9 protein-coding genes are annotated in these 23,628 nt (G+C 38.9%); 5 read left to right on the top strand and 4 right to left on the bottom strand.

Annotation, left to right across the window (positions count from 1 at the left end; translation table 11 throughout):
* Window positions 1-22 precede the first annotated feature (22 nt).
* Window positions 23-466: a prepilin peptidase-dependent pilin gene (gene ppdD, locus AACQ49_RS10510; RefSeq protein WP_004244084.1), complete on the bottom strand. Its 444-nt coding sequence runs from the start codon at window positions 464-466 to the stop codon at window positions 23-25.
* A gap of 210 nt (window positions 467-676) precedes the next feature.
* Between ppdD and ampD the strand changes: the two genes are divergently transcribed.
* The 5 genes from ampD (at window position 677) to lpdA (ending at window position 8,659) form a co-directional block, all read left to right on the top strand.
* Window positions 677-1,219 (top strand): 1,6-anhydro-N-acetylmuramyl-L-alanine amidase AmpD, encoded by a 543-nt coding sequence (gene ampD, locus AACQ49_RS10505; protein WP_004244082.1) that lies wholly within the window; start codon window positions 677-679, stop codon window positions 1,217-1,219.
* A gap of 326 nt (window positions 1,220-1,545) precedes the next feature.
* A complete protein-coding gene (gene pdhR / locus AACQ49_RS10500) occupies window positions 1,546-2,316 on the top strand; it encodes a pyruvate dehydrogenase complex transcriptional repressor PdhR (RefSeq protein WP_012368227.1) in 771 nt (256 codons plus the stop codon).
* A gap of 163 nt (window positions 2,317-2,479) precedes the next feature.
* Window positions 2,480-5,146 (top strand): pyruvate dehydrogenase (acetyl-transferring), homodimeric type, encoded by a 2,667-nt coding sequence (aceE, locus tag AACQ49_RS10495; RefSeq protein ID WP_004244080.1) that lies wholly within the window; start codon window positions 2,480-2,482, stop codon window positions 5,144-5,146.
* A gap of 12 nt (window positions 5,147-5,158) precedes the next feature.
* Window positions 5,159-7,030, top strand: coding sequence for a pyruvate dehydrogenase complex dihydrolipoyllysine-residue acetyltransferase (gene aceF, locus AACQ49_RS10490; RefSeq protein WP_017827184.1), 1,872 nt, complete (start codon window positions 5,159-5,161; stop codon window positions 7,028-7,030).
* Window positions 7,031-7,231: 201 nt separating this feature from the next.
* The gene (lpdA, locus tag AACQ49_RS10485) at window positions 7,232-8,659 is read left to right on the top strand and encodes a dihydrolipoyl dehydrogenase (protein WP_004244077.1); all 1,428 of its coding nucleotides are present in this window, start codon (window positions 7,232-7,234) and stop codon (window positions 8,657-8,659) included.
* 212 nt (window positions 8,660-8,871) lie between these two features.
* Here the strand turns inward: lpdA and AACQ49_RS10480 are convergent, their stop codons facing one another.
* From AACQ49_RS10480 to AACQ49_RS10470, 3 genes are all read right to left on the bottom strand, one after another.
* A complete protein-coding gene (locus AACQ49_RS10480; protein ID WP_337247157.1) occupies window positions 8,872-17,679 on the bottom strand; it encodes an alpha/beta fold hydrolase in 8,808 nt (2,935 codons plus the stop codon).
* Between the two features lie 92 nt (window positions 17,680-17,771).
* Window positions 17,772-22,730, bottom strand: coding sequence for an MARTX multifunctional-autoprocessing repeats-in-toxin holotoxin RtxA (gene rtxA, locus AACQ49_RS10475; RefSeq protein WP_237612820.1), 4,959 nt, complete (start codon window positions 22,728-22,730; stop codon window positions 17,772-17,774).
* Window positions 22,731-23,166: 436 nt separating this feature from the next.
* Window positions 23,167-23,313 (bottom strand): hypothetical protein, encoded by a 147-nt coding sequence (locus tag AACQ49_RS10470; protein ID WP_164527127.1) that lies wholly within the window; start codon window positions 23,311-23,313, stop codon window positions 23,167-23,169.
* Window positions 23,314-23,628 lie beyond the last annotated feature (315 nt).

Below are 23,628 nucleotides of genomic sequence, written 5' to 3'. Positions count from 1 at the left end.
TTGAGGTTGTCGTTAGATTGGTTTAATGAGATTTAAAAACCTTATGGCATAGCGTTTGTAACGCGGTGTTAGTTGATGTGCAGTTAATTTGCCAATGGGGAAGTGTCTCTTTACTGTTTGTTGCAGGAGTCATTACGATGGTTAGCCCTTCTAGTTGAGCCTTACCTTTTGCACTAATAACGCCATTGGCAACATGAATATCAGTAAGGTATCGACTACGAAATTGTTGAGGCATAAAACTGGCATCAGCATGGCATTGGTTATATTGATGTTCATAGTGACAAAGTTCCACTGCAGAACGATAAGGCGACAGGGTTTGTAATACATCAGTTAAGGCGGCCTTTTGGATATAACCATGATAAGCAGGGATCGCCACTGAGCTTAAAATTGAGATAATGGCAATCACAATCATCAATTCCATTAGCGTGAATCCATTCTCTGTTGAGTGATAATTTAATGTATTCATTTTTCTCTCCTTGATAAATAACCTGTTGAAGTATGAGAAAAAAGCGTTTTATTGGCGAATAGAGAAGCTAAGAATTGAGTAAAATATCGAAAAGAAAAAGGCGTGATACAAAATTAACCACTATTATTGAGAGCAAGTTCGCATTAATTGGCGGATATTATTAATAAAAATAGCTAATATGATTTTAAATGTAGAAAAAAGAGGGGTGTTGTGGAGATTAAGCAAGGCTGGCTAACGGGAGTAAAGCTCGTTCCATCGCCAAATTATGACAATAGACCTGAAGGTGAAATCCCTTCATTGTTGATTATCCACAATATCAGTCTTCCTCCTGGGCAATTCGGTGGACCTTATATTGATCAACTGTTTACCAATACGCTTGCTGTTGATGATCATCCTTTTTTTAATGAGATTGCGCACCTGCGTGTTTCTGCGCACTGTTTAATTCGCCGTGATGGTGAAATTGTGCAATATGTGCCTTTTACGGCACGAGCGTGGCATGCCGGGGTTTCCTTCTATAAAGGGCGAGAGAAATGCAATGATTTCTCGATTGGTATTGAGCTAGAAGGAACCGATGAGTGTGACTTTACGCCGCTGCAATATCAGCAATTATCGACACTCACTCAGCAACTTATTGAACACTATCCGGGCATTAAAGAAAATATTACCGGACATAGTGATGTCGCACCTGGTCGGAAAACAGATCCAGGACCTCATTTTAATTGGTCATATTACCGAGCACTATTAGCAAAATAACACAACAAAATGCATTAATAATTGATATTTTTGCATTGATAATCAATATATGAATGCTGTCACGCTTCAGTATGACTGTTTATGTGTTTAATCAATGTTAAAAAATAGTGTTTTTAATCTTTTCTAATAATGCGATCTAGTTATCAAATTTGATGAATTTATCAAATAATTTGTTAAAATTTGCAGGTTTTTATGATTTCGCTCAACAACTGTATGGACAGTTAGTAAATACTTTGTTACTTTATTATCCATTACATTAAATTGGTATTACCAATTGACATTTCAATAACCAAGGTAATAGTTATCCAATAATGGCTTCTAGCAATATGGCTTACACAAAGATCCGCCAACCAAAGCTTTCTGATGTGATAGAACAACAACTTGAGCATCTTATTTTAGAAGGCACCCTACGTCCGGGGGAAAAACTCCTGCCTGAACGTGAGCTGGCAAAGCAATTTGATGTATCGCGTCCTTCATTGCGTGAAGCAATCCAAAAATTGGAAGCAAAAGGTTTTTTATTACGCCGCCAAGGTGGTGGAACCTTTGTGCAAGATAACCTTTGGCAAAGCTTTAGCGATCCTCTCGCTCAACTCCTCAGTGGGCATCCAGAATCTCAATTTGATCTGTTAGAAACACGCCATGCCCTTGAAGGTATTGCGGCTTATTATGCTGCATTACGCGGTACTGATGATGATCTTGAGCGTATTAAAGCCAGTCATGCTCGCATTATTGATGCTCATGATAAAGGGGATATCGCAGCGGAGTCGGATGCGGTATTGCAATACCAATTAATCGTTACGGAAGCTGCTCATAATGTCGTTTTGCTACACTTATTAAGGTGTATGGTGCCAATGCTTGAGCAGAATATCCGACAAAATTTTGAGTTTCTTTATACACGTAAAGAGATGTTAACTGCTGTAAGTGAGCATCGCACACAGATTTATCAGGCGATTATTAATAGAGAGCCAGAAGCCGCCCGTGAAGCTTCACACCGCCATCTGGCCTTTATTGAAGATGTTTTGTTGGATATGAGTCGTGAACATACTCGTCGTGAGCGTTCTTTACGCCGGCTCCAACAACATCCTGATTTATTTTAGTAGCACAGATCCTGACCGCTGAGTCTGTACTACCTATCTCCCTGCAATATTCAGGGGTAGCGGTAATAACAGCAGGGCCTATCTTCCCGTCATATCCCCGTGGTATCACGGGAAGATAGGCTCCTATAACCATTAGAAACAGATAACAGATAAGGAATACACCATGTCAGATATGCTGAAAAATGACGTGGATCCGATCGAAACTCGCGATTGGTTACAAGCGATCGACTCGGTCATCCGTGAAGAAGGTGTTGAGCGTGCACAGTTCCTGATTGATCAGGTATTAAAACAAGCCCGTAATGGCGGTCTTGATATTGCTTTAGGTGGCTCTGTACACAGTGATTATATCAATACTATTCCTGTTGAAGATGAACCCGCTTACCCTGGCAATCTGGAATTGGAACGTCGTATCCGTTCTGCTATTCGCTGGAACGCAGTAATGATGGTTCTGCGCGCGTCCAAAAAAGATTTGGAACTCGGCGGGCACATGGCGTCATACCAGTCTTCTGCAACTTTATATGAAGTTTGCTTTAACCACTTCTTCCGTGCTCATAATGACAATGATGGCGGTGACTTAGTTTACTTCCAAGGTCATATCTCTCCGGGGATCTACGCACGTGCATTCTTAGAAGGGCGTCTGACTGAAGAGCAATTAAATAACTTCCGTCAAGAAATTGGTGGTAAAGGTTTATCCTCTTATCCACACCCTAAATTAATGCCTGAATTCTGGCAGTTCCCAACCGTTTCAATGGGCTTGGGGCCACTATCTGCGATTTATCAAGCAAAATTCTTGAAATATTTAGATCACCGTGGCTTAAAAGATACCACTAAGCAACGTGTTTATGCGTTCTTAGGTGATGGTGAAATGGACGAGCCAGAATCTAAAGGTGCTATCACTATCGCTGTACGCGAAAAATTAGATAACCTGTGCTTCGTGGTTAACTGTAACTTACAGCGTCTTGATGGCCCAGTTACAGGTAACGGCAAAATTGTTAACGAATTAGAAGGTATCTTCGCAGGTGCTGGCTGGAACGTGATCAAAGTGATGTGGGGCGACCGTTGGGATGCACTACTACGTAAAGACACTTCCGGTAAACTGATCCAGTTAATGAATGAAACACTGGATGGTGACTACCAGACTTTCAAATCTCGCGACGGTGCTTATGTTCGTGAGCATTTCTTCAATCGTTACCCAGAAACTGCCGCATTAGTTAAAGATATGACTGATGACGAAATTTGGGCGTTAAACCGTGGTGGTCACGATCCGAAGAAAGTTTTTGCGGCATTCCAAAAAGCCAAAGAAACCAAAGATAAACCAACCGTTATTTTAGCTCAGACCATCAAAGGTTATGGTATGGGTGAAACGGCAGAAGGTAAAAACATCGCTCACCAAGTGAAAAAAATGAACATGGACGGTGTGAAACATTTCCGTGATCGTTTCAATATCCCTGTTAGCGATGAGAAAGTAGCAGAACTGCCTTATATCACTTTTGATAAAGATTCAGAAGAGTACAAATATCTGCATGCTCGCCGTCAGGAACTAGAAGGTTACTTACCTGCTCGTCGTACTCGTTTTGATGAAAAATTAGAAATTCCTACACTGGAAGATTTCAGCCAGTTATTAGAAGAACAATCTAAAGAGATTTCTACTACTATCGCATTCGTTCGTGCGTTGAACGTAATGTTGAAAAACAAATCTATTAAAGATCGTTTAGTCCCTATTATTGCTGATGAAGCACGTACTTTCGGTATGGAAGGTCTGTTCCGTCAAATCGGTATCTACAGCCCGAATGGCCAGCAATATACGCCTCAAGATCGTGAGCAAGTTGCTTACTATAAAGAAGACGTTAAAGGTCAGATCCTGCAAGAAGGTATTAACGAACTGGGTGCGGGTGCATCTTGGTTAGCGGCTGCAACATCTTACAGCACTAACAACTTGCCAATGATCCCATTCTATATCTACTACTCAATGTTTGGTTTCCAACGTATTGGTGACCTATGTTGGGCTGCGGGTGACCAACAAGCACGCGGTTTCTTAATTGGTGGTACTTCAGGTCGTACAACGCTAAACGGTGAAGGTTTACAACACGAAGATGGTCATAGCCATATTCAATCACTGACTATTCCTAACTGTATCTCTTACGATCCGGCCTTCGCGTATGAAGTTGCTGTCATTATGCAAGATGGTTTAGAGCGTATGTATGGTGATAAACAAGAAAACGTTTATTACTACATCACAACGTTAAACGAAAACTATCATATGCCAGCAATGCCAGCTGGAGCAGAAGAGGGTATCCGTAAAGGTATCTATAAACTGGAATCTCTGGAAGGCGCGAAAGGTAAAGTTCAGTTACTGGGTTCTGGCTCTATTTTACGTCACGTACGTGAAGCGGCACAAATTCTGTCAACTGAATATGGTATTGGTTCCGATGTGTACAGTGTAACATCATTCACTGAATTGGCTCGTGATGGTCAAGATTGTGAACGTTGGAACATGCTACATCCATCAGAAGAGCCTCGTGTACCATACATTGCTCAAATCATGAATGATGCACCCGCTGTTGCTTCAACAGACTATATGAAACTGTTTGCAGAACAAGTTCGCACTTATGTGCCAGCTGACGACTATCGTGTCTTAGGTACAGATGGTTTCGGTCGTTCAGATAGCCGTGAAAATCTGCGTCACCACTTTGAAGTTGATACTTCTTATGTGATTGTTGCTGCATTAGGCGAATTAGCTAAACGTGGTGAGATTGATGTGAAGGTTGTTGAAGAAGCAATCAAAAAATACAACATCAACCCTGAAAAAGTAAACCCACGTCTGGCGTAAGAGGTAAAGTGAATGTCTATTGAAATTAAAGTCCCTGATATCGGTGCAGATGAAGTTGAAGTCACCGAAGTGATGGTGAAAGTCGGTGATCGTATTGAGGAAGAACAATCCTTGATCACCGTAGAAGGCGATAAAGCGTCTATGGAAGTGCCATCACCACAAGCGGGTATTGTTAAAGAGATCAAAATTGCCGTGGGCGACAAAGTCGAAACTGGCTCTCTTATCATGATCTTTGATACTGAAGAGGGTGCTCAGGCACCCGCTCAAGAAGCCGCACCTGCGCCTTCTGCTGCCGCACCTGCTGCGAGCGAACTGAAAGAAGTTCATGTACCGGATATCGGTGGTGATGAAGTTGAAGTCACCGAGGTGATGGTCAATGTAGGTGATACCATTTCAGAAGAGCAATCTCTGATCACGGTTGAAGGTGACAAGGCTTCAATGGAAGTCCCAGCACCTTTTGCTGGCGTAGTAAAAGAGATCAAAATTGCTGTCGGTGATAAAGTGAGCACAGGCTCTCTTATCATGGTATTTGAAGTAGCAGGTAGCGCGCCAGCACCTTCTGCATCAGCTCCGGCTCCTGCAGCATCAGCACCAGCAGCCTCTGCAATTAAAGATGTTAATGTACCAGATATCGGTGGTGATGAAGTTGAAGTCACCGAAGTGATGGTGAAAGTGGGTGATACCATTGCTGAAGAGCAATCTCTGATCACGGTTGAAGGTGATAAAGCTTCTATGGAAGTTCCAGCACCTTTTGCCGGTGTAGTAAAAGAGATCAAAATTGCTGTCGGTGATAAAGTGAAAACAGGCTCACTGATCATGACCTTTGAAGTTGCCGGTGCCGCACCAGCAGCACAAGCGCCAGCAGCGCCTGCAGCGTCTACATCAGCAGCACCAGCACCTTCTGCTCCAGCAAAAGCGCCTGCTTCTGCACCAGCAGCAAAAGAAGAATTTGTTGAAAACGAAGCTTATGTCCATGCAACACCTGTTATCCGCCGTTTAGCACGTGAATTCGGTGTGAACTTAGCGAAAGTTAAAGGAACAGGTCGTAAAGGACGTATCTTACGTGAAGACGTTCAGTCTTATGTGAAAGAGTTAATTAAACGTGCTGAATCTGCACCTGCTAATGCCGGTGGTGGATTACCAGGTATGTTGCCTTGGCCGAAAGTTGACTTCAGTAAATTTGGTGAAATTGAAGAAGTTGAACTAAGCCGTATCCAGAAAATCTCTGGCGCTAACTTAAGCCGTAACTGGGTAATGATCCCTCATGTTAACCTGTTTGATGAAGCAGATATCACTGAGGTTGAAGAATTCCGTAAACAGCAAAATAAAGAAGCTGAGAAGAAAAAACTGGATGTTAAGATCACGCCATTAGTCTTCGTGATGAAAGCTGCGGCTAAAGCACTGGCTGATATGCCTCGCTTTAACAGCTCAATTTCAGAAGATGGACAGAAACTGATCCTGAAAAAATACATCAATATCGGTATCGCCGTAGATACACCTAACGGTTTAGTTGTACCTGTCTTTAAAGATGTAAACAAAAAAGGCATCTTAGAGCTCTCTTATGAATTAGCAGAAGTTTCTAAGAAAGCTCGTGCAGGTAAACTGACTGCATCTGATATGCAAGGCGGATGCTTCACTATTTCTAGCCTTGGTGGTATCGGTACTACCGGTTTTGCACCAATCGTTAATGCGCCAGAAGTTGCGATTATGGGACTGTCTCGTTCTTCGATGAAACCAGTCTGGAACGGTAAAGAGTTCGTACCACGCTTAATGTTACCAATGTCATTATCTTTCGATCACCGTGTGATTGATGGTGCTGACGGTGCTCGATTTATCACTCTGATTAATCAGTACATGAGCGATTTACGTCGTTTGGTAATGTAATCATCTAAACCGGTGCTAAGCGCCGGTTTCTCTGATTGCCGTGACAGATTTTGCAGTCATACATTCTAGGTTGTGAGATCTGTCATGTTAGAGCGCTTTTCAGTTTATTAACATTTCTGTAAACTGCATGCGGTATGTAAGTCTCGGTGTTAAATATGGATTATCGTCTGACTCGCCGGACAAATAAATAATGAGGTCACGATGAGTACTGAAATTAAAGCACAGGTAGTGGTTCTCGGTGCAGGCCCTGCGGGTTATTCCGCGGCGTTCCGTTGCGCTGACTTAGGTTTAGATACAGTTTTAGTTGAACGTCACTCTACATTAGGTGGTGTTTGTCTGAACGTGGGGTGTATCCCTTCTAAAGCGTTACTCCACGTTGCTAAAGTAATCGAAGAAGCGAAAGCATTATCTGAACACGGTGTCGTTTTTGATGCACCGAAAACAGATATCGACAAAATTCGCATCTGGAAAGACAAAGTTATTTCTCAGTTAACCGGTGGCTTAGCTGGCATGGCTAAAGGCCGTAAAGTAAATGTTGTTAACGGCGAAGCTCGATTCACAGGCTCACATACATTGTCTGTTGAAGGTAGTGAAGGTACAACAACAATCACTTTCGAAAATGCTATCGTTGCCGCAGGCTCTCGTCCAATCGAATTACCTTTTATTCCACATGAAGATCCACGTGTGTGGGATTCAACAGATGCACTACAACTGAAAACAGTACCAGAGCGTTTACTGGTCATGGGTGGTGGGATCATCGGTTTGGAAATGGGTACCGTTTATCATGCGTTGGGTTCACAAATTGACGTGGTTGAAATGTTCGACCAAGTTATCCCAGCGGCAGATAAAGACGTAGTTAAAGTCTTTACTAAACGTATCAGCAAAAAATTCAATCTGATGCTAGAAACCAAAGTGACCGCCGTTGAAGCAAAAGAAGATGGTATCTATGTCACAATGGAAGGCAAAAAAGCACCTGCTGAGCCTCAACGTTATGATGCTGTATTAGTTGCTATCGGTCGTGTACCAAATGGTAAATTATTAGACGCAGGTAAAGCTGGTATTGAAGTTGATGATCGTGGCTTTATCCATGTTGATAAACAAATGCGTACTAATGTACCTCACATCTTTGCTATTGGTGATATTGTTGGTCAACCAATGCTGGCACACAAAGGTGTTCATGAAGGTCACGTTGCTGCGGAAGTTATCTCTGGTAAGAAACATTACTTTGATCCTAAAGTTATTCCATCAATCGCTTATACTGAGCCAGAAGTTGCATGGGTTGGTATGACTGAAAAAGAAGCGAAAGAGAAAGGTGTTAGCTATGAAGTAGCAACTTTCCCTTGGGCAGCATCTGGTCGTGCAATTGCATCAGACTGTGCAGATGGTATGACTAAACTGATTTTTGACAAAGAAACCAACCGTGTTATCGGTGGGGCAATTGTCGGCTCTAACGGTGGTGAACTGTTAGGTGAAATTGGTCTAGCTATTGAAATGGGTTGTGATGCTGAAGATATCGCATTAACCATCCACGCTCACCCAACGCTATACGAATCAATCGGTATGGCTGCGGAAGTATTTGAAGGTAGCATCACTGACCTGCCAAATCCAAAAGCGAAAAAGAAAAAATAAGTTGATTTTATAATCAAGACAAAGTGTAAATGTTAAGAGCCAAGTTCATTATGAGCTTGGCTCTTTTTTCATTATGATGGATTAAACAACATAGGAATTTAATTTGATACGATATTATTTTTCCATTGAGAGTACTCTTAAGATAAAAACCTCTCGCGTCACAGTTCATATCCAACGGAGAGGATTTATTATAGTTATAGAGTATGGTTAAACTACACTAATATGCCTTTTCCTGAAATTGTATCTGTCCAAGCTACGGCTATCATTTGTTTAGCCTCATCACTTATATTATCGAAAAATCCGGATGCGCCTGCCTTCATAGGAAATGTACTCATGGCCTGAATTTGAATAGCGAGTGCATTGCTTGATAAAGCCGTATATTCGCGCTGATCAGAGTGATCTTTATCAGTCATTGCGATAACGATTTTTGCCTGATTACCATTGAAATAATCAGTAAAAGTAGTTGAGCCAATGCGCTCAAATGTGGCTTGTTCCCCTGTATTTTGTGGGAAGCGAATATGTGAGATCTTTAAATCATAGCCACTGCGTTCAAACCATAATTTATTCCAATCAATATCTCCAAGTACAATATTATCTTCTTGGCTAATATCGTCTATATAACAATCAATCACATTATTATTAATCAGGAAGCTATCGATACCGTTTCCACCTTTGAAGTGGTTCTGATATCCACCTAATATGATAATATCATTACCTGTATTACCATTAAGAAGGCTAAATTTCGAGAATGAAGCTGCAATTAGTTGATCATTTCCATCGCCTCCATCAACTACGGCGTGATAACCCATTAGTTGAATTTCGTCATCACCGCCCCCTCCATTCAACCTATTGTAGTTACCAAAAATTTTGGCAAAATCATTGCCTTCTTCTAAGGATATTTGGTTGTGGTTACCAATTGTGACAACAAAATCTTGTTCACTACCACTGAAAATGCGATTGTAGTTACCGGTAGTGACAGCATAGTCATTACCTGCATTAGTGTGAATTTCACCGCCTTCCCCAAAGACAAATGCTTTATCGAGTCCGTCACCTAAATAGACATTATTGATCCGACCGGCGATAATAGCAGTGTCATCTCCATCGCCTCCAAACATCATGTTTGAGCGCCCCATCAAGACGCCGAGATCATTTCCGTAACCCCCAGTAAAAATATTTGAGATCCCCGTTGCATAGAAAGTATCTGAACCACGCCCACCCCAAAAATTATTATTATCTCCTAGGTAAGCGCCGAGATCATTACCATCTCCCCCCCAGTTGAAATTATAGTTGCCAAGAGAGACATGTATGTCACCATCGCCTTTTAAATGACCACTATTACGCAAGAAATCGAGCGTTTTCTTCTCCATGTTCAGTACATCAGCTGCTAAATTTTCTTTGAGGTTTTCTGCGAGATCACGCATATCTGTTTGTTTATCTTTATTAAAGATTGTGGCAAATAGATTGGGGATATTTAGCGAATTGAAGCCGAAAGGGCGATCATTTTCCTCTGTGATCTTGCTATTTTCAGTTTGACTCGTTGTTATTGGTGTTTGGGCATTAATTGAAACTTCAGATTCATTTTGTTGATCTTCTGTCGCTTTTTCTTTTAAACCATGGCTTTCAGCAAATGAAATAATACCATCCTTGCCCAGATTAATAGATGATTGGAGGTTATCTAATAATTTAGTCGGATCAGTAAATGCGGACAGTTTTTCACCTCCAAACTCAGTCACTACAGCGAGCATATCTTTCAAAATAGCGACAACATCAATGGGCTCACCATTACGAGAGATTATTTTTCCATCTGTGGTAGAGTCTACTCCAAAAATATCCCCCAGAGTCGTGTCTGAACTCACGCTGGCTAACCGACCTAGCAATTTATTTTTTAACTTAGTTGGTAAGTTTTGGGGGGTATAAGTAAAGGTGGTTTCCACCATACCAGTTGCTGTAAATTGCTGCGTCATTAAGCCAAATAATGAGCCAAGATTAGTGTCTATAATAGACTGGATATTATCACCAAACATCAAGTTCCAATTCCCGGCAGTAACTTGAATATCAGCACCTTGACCACCAATGGCGAAATTAAAAGCGATTTTACTATCTAGTTGACGAAGTTGCTCAGCTCGGCTGATTTTTCCCATCTCGTTGTTATTGCCACTACCACCTAACCACTGGTTATATTTTTTGTTTAGTGTGGCTTCTAGATCACTCTTTAATCCACGGCTACTACGCTTATTCTGTGAATTCAGATCAGTCAGTGTTTTATAGTCAACATTGCTCGTTTGGTCTATTCCTGACATATCTATGGCAAATTTTTTAGCGCCAGCGAGTGTCCACTGATCGTTTTGTACCGACAACCAATCATTATCATTATTTTCACCTGAGCATGCGATTGACTCTAGAACTTTGGTGATTCTAGCAGCACCATCAAAAGGGTTGATCAGTGGAGGGGTTGGAATTGATTTTTCTAACATCACAATAAGATCATTACTACGCCCCAGATTAAAGCTGACGTTACGTGTACCAACAAATAATTGCATACCTTCGAAAGCTTGATAGCCAGCAATATCAACACTATGTTTACTATCACCATTACCAACGTGTACCATCACATTGTTATCACCGAAAACCAGTGATTTAAATCCGCCAGTACCTACTTTGATCCCAAGATTAGAGGTTCCCCAATTAACCGTTGTAAACTCGCCGTCACCCACACTGACTTGGATATTGCCAGAATAGCTTAGTGATGAATTATCACTTCCTGATGAGCTTTGTTTGGTTGATTTTTTACCTTTTTTGGGGGCGGTAAAGACTTCATTATTATCTGCAATTGCGCCACGTACTTTGTTGTCAGCTGAAGCACCTATTTTAGTCAAATCAATATCACCTTCAGCAACACCATTATGTATTTGCTCAAATTCAGTCGTGATTTTGCCTTCTTTATTCCAATTTAACACTACCTTGTTTTGGTTTTGTTTGGCTACCCACTCTCCGTTGTTATCTTTGGTGTATTTGTGACCATTGCTATCAACGGCGACCTCTGTTACTCGAGCAGAAACGCTACTACGAATGCCTTGTTGATCTAATGCATTGATAAACTGGTGGGCAAATCCTGCCTGCTTGTCATTACTTATTAATGAACAACCGACAATACTGATATGTTCAGGAGTTGTATTGATATTATTTTCTTTGCTGAATACGGTATTGAATTTAACCAATTGATTGGAAAGCTCATCAGCATTGTAGTTGCTAAGGCGTAAATGATTATTTTCGGTTGTTTCACGACCATGGCCAACAAGCTGCCAACGTATTTTACCTGAAAGTTGTGCTGGGTCGCCATAAGCTACGCGGTAATGACCATCGGCATCCAATTGTACCACGATACTATTTTTGGCATGTTTAGCGGCAAGTGCCGAAGCTGCTTGAGCGACTATCGGATCATCCTCTGTTTGGATAATAATCTGGCTATCAAAACGACTATCACCCCCATTATCATTGGGTTTTACATATACCATCCCCCAATCAGTCACCTTATTCTTTTTTATCGGGTTTTGTATCGAATCTAACGCATTTCTGTGATTGGTGTTATTTACATACTCTGGGGATAGTAAACTTGATATTATTTGTTTACCGTATTGATTCATCAACATAAGGCTCTCTAAATGAGAAACATCGGTTCTTTCTCCTTTAACTAGATATCCTTTATCAAGTAATTTAGTGCGCATTTTTTCACCGCCAATGCCCAGCTCGCCACAGTCAGTGAGCAATATAATGGGGATATCTTTTGAGAAACCCTGTAGATTTTTTTCTACGGAGAATTGGCCATTGATTTTTTTTGCGAGTTGTCCAGTCAATTTCTTAAGGCTATATTCATCATAAGATTCAATTGCTTTTGACATACTTGGCATTGGTCTATCTAAGAATAGCCCAGCTATATGCTGACCGTTAGCTGAAATATCGCTGGCTAATTTAGCCGCAATTGGTGCCCCCATGGAATAACCATGAATAATAATATTTTTAGGATCGATACCTTTATCATTAACGAGATAACGGAACATGGTTTGTGCATCAGCATACATTCCTTGCTCTGTTGGCGAGCCATCGCTTTCGCCAAACCCTCGCATGTTAATCGCTAACATATCGATGCCTTGTTGGTTATAATAATGATAAAAACTAGAGGATTGTTTTTCGGTAGGGGAATTTGAACCATGTAAAAATAGTACTACTTTCTTATCGGTAGCTTCTGGAATATTGTCGTTTCCTCTGTAATATGATCCTGTAAGACGGCCTGCATCCCCTTTTAATGTTATTTTTTCTTCATTTTTTATTCTCATCACCGTTGTCATTTCTCTACGACGTTCATAGCTGCCGAAAAAATGATCATTAAAAAAACGTGTTAATGGGCTAAGATTTTTTCTCTCGTTTGGTGATGTACCGTCATTATCAATAGCCACTTTATTGTGGTCTGATAATGCTTGTAAATTAGAATGTATAGGTTTGCCTTGTTGTACCGCAATTTGGGCTAAGCGTGCTTCCTGTATCTTTTGAGAAAATTTATACAACTCATTTGGTGTCCATATGCCAAATCGAGGTTTCCAATGATGACCAATCAGTTGATCTGCTCCGCCTGCTTTTAATATTCTAGCAACAATACTAGAACAGTTCTTGGTTAATAATTGGTAACGAGGATCAGACTGGCTATTAATGCGCTTCCACTCTTTTTGCATGGCGATGGCATCAAGTCCCTCTAGATTAATGCGAAACACCACGCCATCATTTGTATCATCAGCGACACTTGTTTTGAAATTTTCTGTTTTTCGGTCTTCAATTTCTTTAATTTTCTTGATTTCCAATGCAAAGGTTTGGTTAATCATCGCTGTTGGAAAGGCGACTTTTAGCCAGTTTTTCACTGCGATTGAAAAGTTTGTTGATACTTCAAGTAGATTACTATTTGGGCTTTTCCACTGTTTAATAAAGGGGTGTGAAATTTCAGGTGGGATAAGTGTTTCTGGTATCCAATGAGGAGCATTCAACAGTAAGCCTGCGATTTCAGGTGTAATATTTTCGAGACCTCGGGTAAGATTCGTTTTATCTCTAAATTCTTTTAACTGTCTGTCATTTTCCCCTTCATCTTTATTTAATTTGAAATTCGTCTTTTCCTCTTCTTGAATATCAATTTGTAAAGTCATGAAATTTGTTGAGCGACTCACTGGTTGGCTTAAATCATACCAGCGTAATTTTAAATCAGGATTTTTTTCTGTTGTAATATTCAGTGGGTTTGCGAGCGATTTGTTCCCGGCAGGCCACCAACTGACATAATTATTATCATGGTTATCCTGCACACTATCGCTATCTAATTGTAAGCGCCCAGAACCTATTTGTAGCGCAGCATGCCCCAAGCGACTATGTTTGCTGGGCTTCCAGATATATAGTGTAGAACTGATTGGTGAAACTTGTTGTTCAATTGCTTGGTGAATTTTTTTCAATCCTGACAGGTCAATACCATGGCCATTTCGGGCAAATTCATTTTCTGTAAATTGATTAAATACCTGATTGGTAATTTCACTGCCATACTCTTTTTCGACCAATCTTTTAATGCTTGTGATTGCATTTTTACCACTGATAAGTTTGTCTTGGTTTTGTAAATTATTTTTCCCTTTTGTAACAAAGTTGCCGTTTTCATCAAGATAAATATGTTTGTTGATTTTTAAGTTAGCATTTGAAAAAAGCTCATATAAATGACTAAAAGTATTATTTGAATCAACTTGCTGGCTATTACTTAATAAGATAGAAGCATGTTTATAACGTATATCAACTTGGTCGCGTAATTGTTGCAATGCTTCGTTACGTTTTGAATCAGGGTGTTTAAGCAGATAACTATTAATTTGTATACGTAATGTGGATAGTTGCTGAAATATATCTATTGGTGTGTTGTTTGTATTTGTACTTTGTAATTCATAATCTCTAAGCGATTGAATGATCGCTTTATAATTTTCACCGCGTGCTTTTCCTGTCACCTCTGCAGCGGAGGTTAATTCATCAGCAGTCATTAGATTCGAATAGGCAACAGGTTGCCAATTTTCACCGACTTTTTCTGATAATATTCGTGAATGGTTTTTATCGAGTGACACGATTGTATTATCTAAGAAATAAAGTTGCTCAGGGATAGAGTCAAAATCACGATAATGAGTGAGTATAAAATTACTCATTATTTTTTGTTGTTCTTGATTATCTCCATTTTTTATATAAATAAATTTTTCATTCGTTTCATCTGATGCTTGTGTCAGTAGAAAACCCGTTTCCTGTTCACTAAAAACAATATTGAGCTTTTGTTCAGCAGAAATAAGAGGGGAGGTGTTTTCTAGCTCTTGACGGATATTTTCAGAACCTGACAACGCGTGTAAGTTAGGTGGAATCATTCTACTTTGTTGTCGTGCCATTTGCGCTTCTTGTAACTCTTGAGCAAATGCGAACATTTGATTTGGTGTCCAAATATTATATTTAGGTTGCCAGTTATAGCCAATCAGTTCATCTGCGCCACCCGCTTTTAAAATTTTCGCTACGATACTCGAACAATTTTGGGTTAATAAATGATAACGACCATTAGGTGAATTTTTAATTCGTTGCCATTCAGCTTGCATAGCAGCAACGTCTAACCCCTCTAAATTAATACGGAATACTCGTCCTTCATCAGGTAAGCTGGTTTTAAATCTGTCAATACTTTTTTGTTTTTGCTCAGCAAATTCGTTTTCTACTAAAGCAATTCGTTTTTTCGTTAACGTTGGATCCTTACCTTCTTGTATCCAAGTCTTCATCGCTTTTAATAATTGAATAGATATATCTTCTTGTTGTGTTTTTATATTATCCCATTGTTCAATAAAAGGCTGTGCAACAGAAAGTGGGATTTTTCTTTTTGATAGTAACGTGGGCTCTGTCAATAGTATCATGGCACCATTTATAGTTATGGTATTGCCACTAAATTTACCTTGTACAGCTTCTAGAAAATTTGTGGCGATGTTGTTGAGTTTTTTCTGAGTTATTACCCATTCATCAATAAAAGGTTGTCCAATTGTTCGCGGTATTTTTGAATTTTCTATATAATTTGGGATCGTCAATATATTTTTTGCGTCTGCAAGAGATAAATCATCTGCAGTGCTGACCGTTTCACCTTTCGCAATATTCATGAGTCGGTCATATCTGTTTAGTTCTTTATATTTGTAATTTAAACCAAAGCCATCATTTTCTTCTGCTGCAACATCCGATGCTAACGACTCTTTTGGTTGTGAGGGGACTCCCATCACATCAAAATATGACTTCGCCTTGTTAGGCCACCAACTGATGTAGTTTTCTTTATGATTATTTTGTGCGTCTTCTGTGTTTAACAGTAAGCGACCTTGACCTATTTGTAGTGTGGCGTGTCCCAAATTACTATGATTGCTTGGTTTCCAGATATATAAGGTTGCACTATGAGGAGATAGTTCCCGCTCAATAGCTCTGTGAATTTTTTTTAACCCTGAAACATCAATACCCTCGCCGTTTTCAGCGAATTCATTATTTGCAAATTGACTGAAGACTTTATTGGCAATCGGTGCGCCATATTCTTTTTCTACGGCATTTTTTACTCGCTCAATCACTTCTTTTCCGCTGGTTAGTCTATTTTTCCCTTGCAGATTGTTTTTTCCTTCAGTGACAAAGTGTCCGTTAATATCAATATAAATGTGTTTACTTCTTTTTAAATTGGCATTTGAAAGTGAATCGTATAAGCGACTAAAGCTGCTATCAGCGTTGATGGTGTGACTATCTTGTATTAAAGCCGATGCGTGTTTATAACGTGTATTGACTTGAGTTTGTAACTGTTTCAATCCATCATTGCGTTCAGAGTCGGGGTGTCCTAATAGGTAACCATCAATTTGGTTTCGCAACTGAGCTAGCACTCTCAATTTCTCTATTGGTAAGCAGTTTGTATTCGATTCTTTTTCATGGTATTCCGAGAGAGTTGTAATGATTGATTTATAACTTTCGCCTTGTATTTTGCCTTTAACACTTGCAACTTTATGTAGTTCATCAACTGACATGACTTTTGAATCAGTTAGCATTTGCCATTTATGTTCTACGTATTCTGCAAGTATCCTATCTTTGTTGTTATGACTTGATTTAATTTTGTCATTTTCTAAATGAAGTTCATTAGGCATTGCTTCAAAATTTGAATAATTAGCTAAAATAAAGTGTTCTATTATTTTTTGCTGAGTGGGATCATTGATGTTATCCAAATAAATATTTTTTTGGATACGACCACTATTTTTTTCCAAAATAAAAGTAAAGTAAGTATTTCTATTCTTAATTTTTACATTGAATTTTTGTTTTAGCGTTTCAAAAATGGGGCTTTCGCCTAATCCAGAAAGATTGACCGCGATAGCTCCTATTTTGTGATATTGAAGATTGCCTGAACGAAGAGAAGGTTGTTGATAGGTTGCTACGTCATCTCCATTAAGGTCTGATGTAAAAGAGGGAAGAATGTTTGCCGATTTTTGTCGGATCCCAGCATTAATGCTTAAACGATTAATGGCTTGCTGAGCATCATCAAGTAATTCCTGATTAAATGTTGTCAGTTTATTATTGAAACGACCATCATTTTTTTTAGTTGATATTGGTTTGATATAACTGGATGGATTATCATCAGCCCCCTCTACATAGGCCGCTTCTCCGGATAAACCGCTACCATGCGCCCTGTGACGATTAGGTTTATCACTTTCTTTCAGTTGAACAGATTTAGCTTCTTTTTGTGCTTTATCCGATATGCTAGTCGCTGTTTTTTGCTCCGTATCTCCTCGTGATCTCGCATCTTCCACCATGGTTGATGCTTTTTTCTCTGCCATTTGAGCACTATTTTTTTTATCTATCGCGTCTGAGTATCTTTTATCTGCATCGTTTTTTGCTTTGGAAGTATCGAGTTGCACTTCTTGACAATGTTCTTCACTTTGAATAACGCCATATTCCGATTTTTTTATCGATTTTTTCACCTTTGTAAGGTTTGCAACATACTGATTTTTAATATTATTAACAGGCACTGAAACAATTTTTTTAGTATTAATTAAGCTCTTCTGTACATCATTTAAAATTCCTTCCGCGAATTGCTCACTCCATTGTTGATCTGAGGGGGGGCATCTTGTGAATATTCGCTGAGTACTTCCAGTGTTTGACCAACTGTGGTCAAATTGTGTGTTACTGAATTAGCTTCTTCAAGAATGGCATCGCGTTCTCTATGGCCGTTTTTCTCCAGTGCAAGGTGATCGGTCGATTCAAGTTCAGTCTGTGTGGTAGAGATGTGGTCTAATAGGCGTTGTTTTTCATCAGTTAGTTTTTGACGATTGGCATCTGCCTTCTTTTTGTCAGCGAGGGCATTTTTTGTCGCATCAGAATCTGAGATATGCTTGTTTATATTTGCTACAGCTGATTTAGCGACAATATTTCTTAGTCTGTAATTATTTCCTTGCAAGCCATCAGAGCCTGGAATGGTAAAAATAAGACGATTATTTTCTGCATTTGCGGTTAATTTAATTTGTTGTTGTTGCCATGCTATTGACTTATCATCACTTGATGAAGTGAAGACAACCTCACCATTCCAGATAACACTTAATTTATTCTCTGTTGGCGTATTATCTTGTCGTTCATACTCAAAACTTAATTCAATCACCTCATTTTGCATTAAACCACTAATATCTTGATATATAGCGATATTTGGTTCATATTCTTCCTTGTATTCTGCTATAAGTCCACCATCCCAATAATCTTTATTATTAGTATTAGTTGGTGTATCAATAGAGGCTCTATGTCCATATTGGCTAATTGCTGTAATTTTATCCTGAGTATATGCAATATTCCAACTTTCTGTTACAGGTTTAAATCCATGTTTAAAGTCACCATTTATGATCAAATTCGGACTGTTATTGGTTAAGTTGGATTCATCTGTATTAACATCACTTAAACTAGGGGTTTCTACCTCTGTGATATGACCTTTTAAATTTATATCAATGTTACTCTTCACTTCGTCGATTTTGTTCATTTTGAAACCGTCGATTGAAGATTTTTCAATTAAATGAATAGCGCCTTTGCCTTTGCGGGAGCCGGAAGTGGTTACATCATCACCTTGTACTAAATAGTTAATAGCCTGACTCCCGACCACACCAAGTACACTCTGTTTTATATTGCCGAAGAAAGTAGCGAGTTTATTACTTTGAGTATTACTAGAAGCAACCGATAAGCTGTAGATATCACCATTGCCAATTTTAACGATGACATTGTTTTTTGCATAAGAGGCGTTAATACCTAAACCGTTACCAACATGGATATTTGCATTAGCGGTACCTTTCATGACCGAAACATTTAAGCCGTCACCCACTTTGGTACTTACGTTATATTTCCCCCAAGCAACGTTTACAGATACACCATTCCCCACTTTAGTATTGATATTTGCGTTGCCGTATGTAACGGTAACACCTAGGCCATCACCTACGGTTGTTGTAATATTTGCTTGGCCTTTTGCTATGGTGACTTGCGTGCCATTACCTACTTTTGTCGAAATATTGGCTTTACCCCAAACTATGCCATAGTTGTCACCTTTTCCGAGCATAGTGACAATATTTGCATGACCTTTTGCTAAGGCGACCTGACGACCATCACCAATTTGTGTTACAACATTCCCATTGCCCCATGCACCAGTATAATTATTTCCATTACCTACGTGTGTAATAATATTGATATTACCTTTAACAACAGAGGTTTCTTGTCCATTACCTACTTTGGTAATGATGTTGGCATTTCCTTTGGCGAAGTTATATCGTTCACCATCGCCGATATGAGTGAAAATATTGGCTTTACCCCATGCCGCGTTAATGCCTAAACCATAGCCTACTTTTGTGATGATATTGGCGTTGCCTTTGGCAAAACCAATCGTGGTGCTATTACCAATATGGGTCATAATATTTCCCACCTTTGAAATCAGCAGACCTACGGTGAGCCCATCACCCACTTTTGTTAAAATATTCGCTTTTCCGCCGAGGATCGCAGCGGTTATTCCATCACCTACATGAGTAACGATATTTCCTTTCGCACCAGCAATGATTCCCGCAATGCCATCACCCACTTTTGTTATGATATTGGCTTGGCCTAATGCAAGTATGCCAGTTATCCCATCACCGATATGGGTCATAATATTGGCTTTGCCAAACATCGCTGATAATGTGGTTCCATTACCCACTTTGGTCATGATATTTGCTTTACCAGAAAACAGCCCAATACTAATGCCATCACCGACATGGGTATAAATATTAGCCACACCTAGCATTAATCCCAATGTTAATCCATTGCCAACTTTGGTAAGGACATTACCTTTACCCACCATTGCAGCAAAGGTTTCTTCATGCCCAATGTGAGTAAAAATATTAGCACTGCCAATCATTGCAGCTAATGTCATGCCATCGCCCACTTTTGTGGCTATATTGCCTATCGCTAACATTAGAGCAACCGACATTCCATCACCCACATGAGTGAACACATTCCCTTTGGCGATCATTAGTGCCAAAGTATTCCCATTGCCTATTTTGGTATAGACGTTGCCTAAACCTCCCATTAGTGCCCAAGCTTCACCATTACCTATATGGGTGAATATATTGCCACCACCGACCATGGCACCCATACTGGTTCCATTACCGACTTTAGTGAAAATATTCCCCACAGCGCCCATTATACCTAGGGTTTGCCCATCGCCAACATGTGTTAGTACATTACCAATACCTAGCATAATGCCTGAAAGATCACCATTACCTACTTTAGTTAAGATATTGGCACCTCCAAGCATAACGCCATGTATGTTACCGTTTCCGATATGTGTTAGGACATTGCCACCTCCCCCCATTATGGCTAAAATATCACCTTGACCTTTTTTTGTTAAAATATTTAATCCACCTAGGGTGATAGTGTAAGTGTTTGATTTTATTTTGTTATTGCTGATATGTGTAATGATATTAGCACCACCTAACATGATGCTACTTAGGTCGCCTTCACCCATTTTAGTCAGGACATTTCCACCGCCGCCGAGTAAAGATGTAATAGTACCAGCACCGACTTGTGTCATGACATTAAGTCCGCCTAATGCTCGCCATAAAGCCTTATCACGCTGATGACTATCAATCTGGGTATGGGTATTTAATCCTCCTAACATTGTGATATGACTATCACCTTGTCCTTTGTGAATAGAAACATTCCCTAATGCCGTAAGATGTGCTTTATATTCACCGTCACCAATTCGGATTAATACATTCGTGGCACCAGTAGCATTAATGTTCATTCTTCCTTCTTTACTTTGATGTAGTAAGACATTTGCTAATCCTCCTCCATCAAATGTTAGGTCTCCTCTTTGACCTTTTTTTACAATGATGTTGGCTGCGCCTCCACCAGTAAAGTTGGTATTACCATAATTAGAGTTATGTTTTATTACATTTGCTATGCCGCCACCTGTAAAATTGATATCACCTTGTGTAACATCAGATTTAATGACATTACCAGCGCCACCACCTGTGAAATTGATATCACCAGAGCATTCAGCAGAATTATCGTCTTTAAAAAGTTCTTGTGCTACGCCCAACTTGATTGTTTCTAGAGACTTTCTTTGGATTTGTTCTGTATTAATGTGTTGAAATACTTTTAAATTAGATAATTGATAGTGGCTATCAGCATTTATTTTTGTGAAACGTGGTGATTCGATAATTTCTTGTTTTTCTAATGTATTCCAACAATTATTGACCACACTAAGATTATAGGTATCCTCAAAATTTTTTTTATCAAAACGTATGTTCCTAATGTCCCCACTATCAGGCGTTATACGCCAAAGTTCGGAATCGTATTGAAGTTTTCCCGTTTCAGGATCATTGTAAATTTTGACTTTATTAAAGGTATAATCTCGACGACCATAGTCTGATATGAATAAATTGGTATCCCCTGGGCCCGGTGTTTTAAACAAATAAGTATTTGGTTCTCGCAATGATTTAATCGCTTTTACTTCAACAGGTTTACCGGATTCGAAATTTTGCTTATTATCACTTGTTAGAAAATTAATACTTTTATCTAAGTCTAGATTTAACATATAAGCACTTGTTAGAAAAATATTTTCAGCTTTCGTATATTCAACTAATAAATCATTATGAGGATGAACTTGAGTTGTACGAATGATCTCATTGTAAGCCCCAGCTCCATAAAATGTGATATTGCCTTGTGCTATATTGGAATAGATATGATTATAACCTCCCCCCCCCGAAAAATAGATATTGCCACTTGTTTCTTTATAGGTATCAGTATTTCGGCTGATACGTGTAAGCCTATTATTGGCTCCTGCTCCATACATAAAGATATCGCCTGATTTACCTTCGCGTATTAAGACGTTTTCTAAGCCACCTCCGGTAAATTTAATATCACCTGTTTCAACGCGAGAGAAGATTCCGTTGCCTCCGCCTAATCCTTCAAAATTAATATTTCCTTTTGAATTTTGATAGCTATTAAACCAAGTACGAACCAATTTATTATAGCCTCCCCCCCCTTTAAACGTCATATTGCCAGTATTGGTTTCATGCCAAATTTGATTGTAACCGCCAGCACCTTGGTAGTTGATATTACTAATTGCGCCTTTACGGGTGATGATATTTGCAATAGCAGCTCCTGAATAATTGATATTTCCATATTCATATCCAGTATGATTAATCTTAATCGCGGCAGAAGCACCAACATATTTCAGATCGCCATGACCGGACTTTTCAATTTCTCCCCATGCATTTAATCCTCTGACATCTAAATCACCGTTCTCATCAATAATCTTAAGATAAGCACTTCCCCCTCTGACAAAATCGTGCCCGTCTCCGGTGTAAGCGGTAACTGCAAATGTTCCGACTGTGATTGTATCGTGTCCCTTTCCTGCATAAATGATCCCTCCAAAACCTATGGCATCAATATCGTCATTTCCATCTGTACCATAACGTTTTCCTGTAAAAGTAAACTCTAAATCTTTTAAAATTTTTGACATCATTTTCCCTCAAACTTATTTTTAATAAAAAGTACAGTAATTTTTAAATACAGTAGTTCTAGCATCTCTATATACCCTTCTAGCGTCTGACTTGACTGAATTGTCTTTTTTAAGACAAAAAAACTGAAGAGAGAAGATTATTGTAAATAATCGTTTCCTCTCTTTAATTAGTTGTATTTATTTCAGTTATTAATAAACAGGGTAAGAGTTAATTTATGATGAATAAGTTCTTATATAAAATTATTCTTCTATTATTTGTTTTTTTTATTAAATGAAGGGCAGTAAAATTTTCAGTCATATTAGTTTCATTTTGAAGAATAGGAAGTAGATCTGCTGCAATTAGCTTTTCAAACTCTTTGTTTATGCATGGATTTTCCAGCATGCTTTTAATTATTGAAGCCATATAAATAAAACCAGAAGCAGGAATGTGGATCACTTACTTTAGGGCTAATTCTTCATCTTTTTCTGGCATGATACCTTGTGCTATTTTATGAGGATCTTGACCGACAAAATAGAGTGAAAATATACCATTATTATAATTAATGCTTGATATTTCTTGGACAAATTTTTCGTTAATTGCCATAAAGACTTTCTCCATATAATTAATCATTTTAATGAATAAATCGATAATTTTCTTTTTTTAAATGTAAAGGTTGAACGTAATTGCTAAGTGCTATTTGTAAATGAACTTAATGAAATTATTGTTTAAATAATTAACATGGTAAAGCTATTTCATATTAATATGTTAGATTTTAAAACTCTATCAAAAAATAATTATTATATGGGGTTTATAGTAGTTTATTGATTAAGTTTTTATTTGTTGGTGATGTTGGGTTTATTTTTATAAGCATTCTATTTAAAATAATTCTAAAGGATGTATGTGTAAGGTTTATTGTTC

It is taken from the genome of Proteus sp. G2675 (assembly GCF_963886535.1).
Classification (GTDB): domain Bacteria; phylum Pseudomonadota; class Gammaproteobacteria; order Enterobacterales; family Enterobacteriaceae; genus Proteus; species Proteus mirabilis.
This window is presented reverse-complemented; position numbering and strand designations above follow the sequence as displayed.